The organism is Nitratidesulfovibrio liaohensis, assembly GCF_011682075.1.
GTDB classification, from domain to species: Bacteria; Desulfobacterota; Desulfovibrionia; order Desulfovibrionales; family Desulfovibrionaceae; genus Cupidesulfovibrio; species Cupidesulfovibrio liaohensis.
Genome location: NZ_VSMK01000257.1, coordinates 1 through 3963 on the forward strand (window position 1 = coordinate 1; position 3963 = coordinate 3963).

The 3963-nt window shown below is 69.4% G+C and carries 4 protein-coding genes; all 4 read right to left on the reverse strand.

Annotated features, from left to right (window positions below):
- A partial coding sequence (locus tag FVW27_RS09735) for a rhodanese-like domain-containing protein (RefSeq protein WP_167124711.1) occupies positions 1-345 on the reverse strand: 345 nt, incomplete at its 3' end.
- 124 nt (positions 346-469) lie between these two features.
- Positions 470-1441 (reverse strand): pirin family protein, encoded by a 972-nt coding sequence (locus tag FVW27_RS09740; protein ID WP_167124713.1) that lies wholly within the window; start codon positions 1439-1441, stop codon positions 470-472.
- A gap of 326 nt (positions 1442-1767) precedes the next feature.
- Positions 1768-2091, reverse strand: a complete 324-nt coding sequence (locus FVW27_RS09745) for a hypothetical protein (RefSeq protein WP_167124715.1) — start codon at positions 2089-2091, stop codon at positions 1768-1770.
- Between the two features lie 96 nt (positions 2092-2187).
- Positions 2188-3387 carry an aminopeptidase gene (locus FVW27_RS09750; protein ID WP_167124717.1) on the reverse strand — a complete coding sequence of 400 codons (1200 nt, stop codon included), beginning with the start codon at positions 3385-3387 and terminating at the stop codon, positions 2188-2190.
- Between the last annotated feature and the right edge of the window lie 576 nt (positions 3388-3963).

Consider the following 3963-nt stretch of genomic DNA (forward strand, 5'->3'; position numbering starts at 1 on the left):
GCCGCCCTCCAGCGGCAGGCCCGCAGCGCACCATGCCTCCAGCCCGCCCGCAAACCAGCGCACGTCGGTGTGCCCTTGGCGCAGCAGTTTTTCTGCGGCCATGCGCCCGTCCAGCGAGCCAGCGCCCGCGCCGTAGACCAGCACCGGCACTGTCCGGTCCGGGGCCAGTGCGGCCACGGCATCGCAGAACACCACCTCGTGCACGCAGGCTTGTGCCGCGCCGGGAATGTGCCGCTGTTCGAAGTGCTCCGGCACCATGACGTCCAGAACGATGCCCGTGCGCCCTTCCACGAAGGCTCGCGCCGCCGCGAGCCCGATCTTGCGAGCCTTGTGCACCGTGGCCATGTCGCCTCCTTTTGCCTGCCGCCGCGCGTTGGCCGTCCGTTCCCGCGAGGTCCCGTTGGCCCTTGCCTCTCGTCGGCATGACCGACGGGACGCGTCCGACGGACCGGATGCGGCGCGACGCCTTCTACCGGCCCAGTCCGGCGGGAGCGGGGTGGCGGATGAAGGTGCCCGCCCGCACCTCGCGGAACGCGGTTTCCAGTTCGGCGTCGGTGTTCATGACGATGGGGCCGCGCCAGGCCACGGGCTCTCCCAACGGGCGTCCCGTGAACAGCAAAAGGCGCAAGCCGTCCGCGCCCGCCCGGAAGGCCACGGAGTCACCGCCATCCCCGGGATTGGGGTCCCCTTTCGCAGGATTGGCGCTCTCGGACCGTCGGAACAATATTAAGGTGCGGTTGGCCACGGCAGTTTCCCCGTCCTTTCCCCCAGCCATCCCCCCGTCCTTTTCTGCGGCGGTACCGATGACCGCCCCGGTTCCGTCAATGACATAGGCGATGGCGGTATGGCCGTGCGGCACGGGGTGCGCGTGCGTCACCCCCGCCGGAATGGTCAGGTCCAGGTAGCCGGGGTCGGTGATGATGTCCGCCGCCGGTCCCGTCACCGGTCCTGCCGCGCCGTGCGCCGTCCCGGCGACGACCTTTGCCGTCACGCCCTGCGGCAGTTGCGCCACGGGGATTTCCGCCGCCGTGATGCTGCGGTAGCGCGGCTCCATCATCTTGTGGCTGGCGGGCAGGTTGGCCCACAACTGGAACCCGTGCATGGCGCCATGCGCGTCGCCCTTGGGCATTTCCTGGTGGATGATGCCGCTGCCCGCCGTCATCCACTGCACGTCGCCGGAGGAAATGACGCCCTTGTTGCCCATGCTGTCGCCGTGTTCCACGTCGCCGCGCAGGATGTAGGTGATGGTCTCGATGCCCCGGTGCGGGTGCCACGGAAAACCCTTGATGAAGTCTTCCGGCCTGTCGGAGCGAAAGTCGTCCAGCAGCAGGAACGGGTCGAACATGGGGGCCTCGTAGTAGCCGAACATGCGGCGCAGCCGCACGCCCGCACCCTCGGTGACCGGTTCCCCGTGCAGGACGAGTTCGACGTCTCTCGGCATGGCGTGCCTCCCTTCGTGTCGTGATGGCGGTGTATCGCGGGCCGTGGCCGCCCTGTACCGCCGTTGCCCGTACCGTCGCCAGACGGCGGCGCGCACCACGGATTCTGCGCCACCTTGGCACAGCGTGCAGGCGGGGGCAAGGCGCGGGGGCAAGATTGGCGGGTAAGAGCGGATGCGGGACAGGCTGCGTGGCGGGCGGCTGCGAGGCCAGACCAGAGCCAGATCAGAGCCAGACGGGTGAAGGCGGGCCGCAGGCGAGAGACGGGCGGGCGGTGGTGGCAGGCCGGTGGCGCGGGGCCTGGCGGGGCAGCCGCCCCCGCATTCCGCTAGTGCCCGGAATAGGCCAGCACGTGGTTCAGCCCGGCGCTGGACTTCTTCATCTGTGTGCCGGTGATCAGGTAGCGGGTCAGCCGCCAGGCGTCCATGTCGATGTGGTCGATGCGGCCCTGGCAGTCCGGGGTCAGGTGCGGGGCGATGGCGTCGGCCAGTTCCTGCGCGTCGCAGTACGGGCCTTCGTAGGCGATGCGCAAAAGGTCGCCCTCCAGTTCCACCCATTCCTCGCCGATGGCCGTGGCCGCCGCGCGCAGCATGGCCTGCCCGGCGGGCCACACCGAGCCGTAGACCTTTTCCTGGATCATGTCGCGGGCCATGCGGGTTCCCTTTGCGTGTGTCCTGCTGGCGGTGGATGGTTTTCGTGCGCCCTTGGCGGGCGGAGGCGTATAAAGAGGAACGCGCCTGGGAACTGCCTACAACCGGAACTCGCCATCCTCGTAGATCACCACGCGGGCCCCCCCCGGCGTAACGGCGGTGACCCTGCGCGGGGTGGTGGCCACCAGGTCCCAGTGCAGGCTGGAGCTGTTGAAGCCCAGGTCGCGCCGGGCATCGGCGGTCAGTTCGTCGGACGGTCCGGAAAATGTGTTGGCGTACGACTGGCCCAGGGCCACGTGCATGGACCCGTGCGGGCCGCCGTGGTTCTCGTCGTACAGGGTGTTGGCCATGAACCGGGTGATGCGCGAGAAGCGCCGGTCCACCAGGGCGAATTCGCCCAGCATGGCCGCGCCGGGGTCGCCGTTCAGCTGCCCGGTGGCAAAGCCTTCGCCCTGTTCGGCATCCAGCCGCACCACCCGGCCCTGCCGAAATTCCAGCCGCACCCCCTGCACGATGTTGCCGGAACGGAACGACGGCAGATCGGCGGTGTATACCCCCTCCACGCTGCGCCAGTCGGGCGAGACGTACAGTTCGAAGCTGGGAATGTTGCGGCCGGTCACCCCGGCCCAGCGGCGCATGCGGCCCACGCGCAGGCGCAGGTCGGTGCCGTCGGCCTCCACGTGCAGGGTGGCATCGCCCAGTTCGTCCAGTTTCGTGCGGATGGTCTCGGCCTGTTTTGCCACTCTGGCCCAGGTGGCGGCGGGGTCTGCCTCGCCCAGCAGGCAGGCCCGGCGCACCTCGTCGGCGTAGTCGGCCAGCGAAAGCCCGGCCTGTCCGGCCAGCGCCGCCGTGGGCCAGATGCACAGGGTCCAGCCGTAGGCGCCCATGTCCTCGCGCAGGTGGGCAATGTCCTGCAACGGACGGCGGGCGGCCTGGGTCATGGCTATGCGCTCCGGCTCGATGGAGGCGAGGTGGGTGAGCGATTCCGGCGCTATGATGGTGATGCAACCGCCAAGGTGGCTGTACAGGTCGCGTTCGCCGGGGATCAGCGTGGTCAGCCGCTTGTTGTTGGCCTTGGCGTAAAAATCGTGCTCCATGCGCGGGGTGGGCTGCATGCGCGGCACGGGAATCATGCCCATGTCGTGCAGCCTGCCGCACAACTCCTCGGCCAGGGGCAGGCCCGGCAGGTCGAAGCGCACCAGCACGAAGTCGCTCTTGCGCAGGGGGGCGCGGCGCCCGCGCGCCAGGCCCCACAGCATGACGTCGGCATATTTTCCCAGGGTTTCGGCATCGTACATGGGCAACTCCAATGGGTGCGCGGTGTGCAAAGATGTCGCCGTTGCGGCGAAGTTATCATTGCCGGGGCATCGCGCCGTGCTAGGGTGGAAGCGTGGTGCCCCGGAAACCCGTTTACGGTCTCCACGCCGCTTCCGCCCCGTATCCGCGTACGGGACCCAAACCCGGGAGATACGTACGGCAGCATGCGTATCGCCGAAGGGACGCGGCACGGGCAACCCGGCCACTCATCCTCCCCCTTGCAGCGTCGGCCGCGTTCCAGCCCCTCGGAGCGCGGCCGACCTCTTTTGCCGTGCCTGCCTTCCGGGAGGATTGACTGACGGACTGGCGGGCGGCCTGGCGGGCGGGGCGCATCCGACCTGGCCTGTCCGGCCCAGCATGCCGGGGTCGGCACATTTGACCATCATACCCGTATCAGCGGGTTCGCGCCATCCGGGACGTTACCGGGGATGTCGCCGTGGGCGCCGCACGGACGCGCCATCCGGCGTATCGTCCGGACGCAACGCATCGTTCGGCTGGCCGGGGGGGCCCCCGGCCAGCACCTCAGGGCAGCGTGCGCGGGGCCGGGCTGTCGTCCG

Bases quoted from the DNA above. Each gene is read 5' to 3' on its own strand.
- FVW27_RS09740 (WP_167124713.1), bottom strand. From the start codon at position 1,441: ATGCCGAGAGACGTCGAACTCGTCCTGCACGGGGAACCGGTCACCGAG.
- FVW27_RS09745 (WP_167124715.1), bottom strand. From the start codon at position 2,091: ATGGCCCGCGACATGATCCAGGAAAAGGTCTACGGCTCGGTGTGGCCC.
- FVW27_RS09750 (WP_167124717.1), bottom strand. From the start codon at position 3,387: ATGTACGATGCCGAAACCCTGGGAAAATATGCCGACGTCATGCTGTGG.